This is a genomic window from Acinetobacter sp. UBA3025 (assembly GCF_002367915.1).
In the GTDB taxonomy this organism is placed as follows: Bacteria; Pseudomonadota; Gammaproteobacteria; order Pseudomonadales; family Moraxellaceae; genus Acinetobacter.
This window is the reverse complement of record NZ_DFDO01000024.1, coordinates 1-2,656: the sequence shown is the minus strand read 5'-3', so window position 1 is coordinate 2,656 and position 2,656 is coordinate 1. Positions and strand designations below refer to the sequence as shown.

2 protein-coding genes and 1 pseudogene are annotated in these 2,656 nt (G+C 39.0%); 2 read left to right on the top strand and 1 reads right to left on the bottom strand.

What is annotated here, in order from left to right:
- On the top strand, positions 1-794 hold a 794-nt coding region (serC, locus tag B4J23_RS01020), incomplete at its 5' end, for a 3-phosphoserine/phosphohydroxythreonine transaminase (protein ID WP_291358393.1).
- Between the two features lie 598 nt (positions 795-1,392).
- On the opposite strand, the gene B4J23_RS01015 is transcribed toward serC, so the two are convergent.
- Positions 1,393-2,325, bottom strand: coding sequence for a hypothetical protein (locus B4J23_RS01015; RefSeq protein WP_291358391.1), 933 nt, complete (start codon positions 2,323-2,325; stop codon positions 1,393-1,395).
- 249 nt (positions 2,326-2,574) lie between these two features.
- Here B4J23_RS01015 and B4J23_RS01010 point away from each other — a divergent pair.
- Positions 2,575-2,656 (top strand): annotated as a pseudogene (locus tag B4J23_RS01010) (YaiI/YqxD family protein); the annotation flags it as partial.

Genomic DNA, 2,656 nt, shown 5'->3' with positions numbered 1-2,656 from the left:
GTACCGGTATCTGGTCTGAAAAAGCATTGAAAGAAGCTAAACGCTATGGCGACATCAATGTGGTTGAAGCAGGCATTAAAACTGAAGATGGTAAATTAGCGATTGCTGATCAAAGCGCCTGGAATCTTTCTGATGATGCCGCTTATGTGCATTATGCAGATAACGAAACCATTGGCGGTTTACAATTTGCCCATGTACCAGAAACTGATAAGCCACTCGTATGTGATTTCTCTTCAAGCATTCTGTCTGCACCGATTGATGTTTCTAAATTCGGTCTGATCTATGCCGGTGCGCAAAAGAATATTGGCCCTGCAGGTTTAACACTGGTGATTATTCGTGAAGATCTGCTTGATCAGGCAAAACCTGAAATTCCAAGCATCCTGAAATATGCAGATCAAGCGAAAAACGGTTCGATGGTCAACACACCATCAACTTATGCATGGTATCTATCTGGTCTGGTATTTGAATGGTTACTGGAACAGGGCGGTGTAGACGCGATTCACAAAGTGAACCTGCAAAAAGCTGAATTGCTTTATGGCTATATCGATTCTAGCGACTTCTATGCAAATCCGATTGCCAAAGAAAACCGTTCAATCATGAATGTTCCATTTACTCTGGCAAATCCTGAACTTGAAAAACAGTTCCTGCAAGAAGCAAAAGAAAACCATTTGCTTAACCTTGCCGGCCACCGTTCAGTAGGCGGTATGCGTGCCAGCATTTACAATGCCGTACCATTAGAAGGTGTACAGGCATTGGTGAGCTTCATGGATGACTTTGCTAAACGCAATGCTTAATTCCTGAGAATTAAAAAACCCGGCAATTGGCCGGGTTTTTTTATCATTTAATTCGGGTTAAAAAACAAAGTTATGTAAGATATAGCCGCAAATGAGCATACCCAATACGAAAAATAGGCATGACATCATATCAAGCTGATAACGCGAGCCAAGATGATGCTCAACCTGCTGTAAATTTTCTTCTTGAACGATTTTCATAGATATTTATTATCCGATCTATTTATCGTAAATGATTATTTGTTGATCGTATTTTTACCATAAAAAATTGATTAAATAAAGTACATTCTTAACTAAACTTCATAAAGTATTAATTTTATTTAAATAACTGGCCTCAATATATTCAGAAAAATAGAACTATTATATTAAGCCATTATTTTTATGATGTTTTTAAAATGATTATTCAGTTTAAGATAACATTGAAAATGAATTTATTTGAATTTAAATCTGTGGATAAATCTATTTTCAATGAATTCAAAATCCATTAATTCTGATTTTAATTGTGGATAAAAAATAATCAGAATTGAGAGAATATCGCACTAAAATAAATAAAAATAGGAGACTCATATAAAAATATGAGCCTCCGATCTGGATATTCAGCTTAAGCTGCTTTTCGATAGATATTGGCTTGAATCCACAGATTGCCCCGAATATATTGACCAATCTGGAAATCTTTATGCTTGTCATTGCGGGTGGCTACACGGATCAAGGTAGCCGGCTGGCCTTCATCATGAATCAGGGTGACATCATACAGCGTGTAGTCCTGATCCATAAACTCCATTGAAGTTTTACCGACAATATTGCCCTGAAACCAGGCTTCATCTTCCTGACCCATGGTCTCACCATACAGATAAGCGACCATTTTGGAGAAATCAACCGTTACCGGCTCTTTGTCTTCTTCAGATTTCGGCTCCCAGGCATCGATCTGTTCCTGTAAATTATCCGGTGCAACCCCATTATTTTCTGCAAGAATTGCATTCAGGGCACGGTGATGTTTGATAGAGGCAGGATCATCCACGACTAAATGTTCATGATCAGTCACCACTTCCAGTTCATAAGCCCAAGCATTTAAGTTGACGATATAAGACTGGTCTTTTTCATAATGCGACCGGTTGACGCTGTACAGCGTATCAAAGGCATAGATGATATTGTTGGCACCCAGATTGAGACGCAACACAGCTTGAGTGTCGGATTTACAAGAAATAATCCGGTCAATCGTGGCTTTTACCTGGTAGGGACTGTCAAAGCCTGGAAATGCGGTTTTCACAGCCTGCGGCTTGTTATTTTCTACGGCAATCACTTGGCTTAACTGTACCGCAGCTTTGCTCGGTCCCTGAATCAGCCAGGTGGTTTCATCCATATCGCATTCTTGTGTACACAAGCCCATCGGCATTACAGGTGCATCAAGGGCTTTGCCTAACCATTGAGGAACATCTGTGCCTGGGTTTTCAGTAAGCAAGGTCCAATGTTCGACATGACTACCGAAATTCTGATCATCAATAGTGATGATCTCTGGGCTATTCTGTTTTTTCATATGCACAATTGATCTTGGATGACTTATTTATAGTTAATCGAGGGTCATTGCGATTTTTCAAGTCACTCGAATGAATTTAAAAATTAAAATGCAAATCATGTGAAGTCAAATATTTTTCTAGTTGTGAGTGGCTGACTCATTTAATACGGTTGAGTTGAGTATTTAAATACCAGGATATTCAGAGAAAGAGTAGTTTTAAGCATCAACCTGCATCCTCTGATTTGCTACACTAGTCCAAATTTCTCCCTTATGGAAAGCTGTGTGTTGCCATTCAAACTTTGGGTCGATGCAGATGCATTACCTCGTATTCTGAAAGATGTAATTTTTCGTG

What these genes read in the sequence shown, in the direction of transcription:
- B4J23_RS01015 (WP_291358391.1), bottom strand. Translation starts at nt 2,325, where the DNA reads ATGAAAAAACAGAATAGCCCAGAGATCATCACTATTGATGATCAGAAT.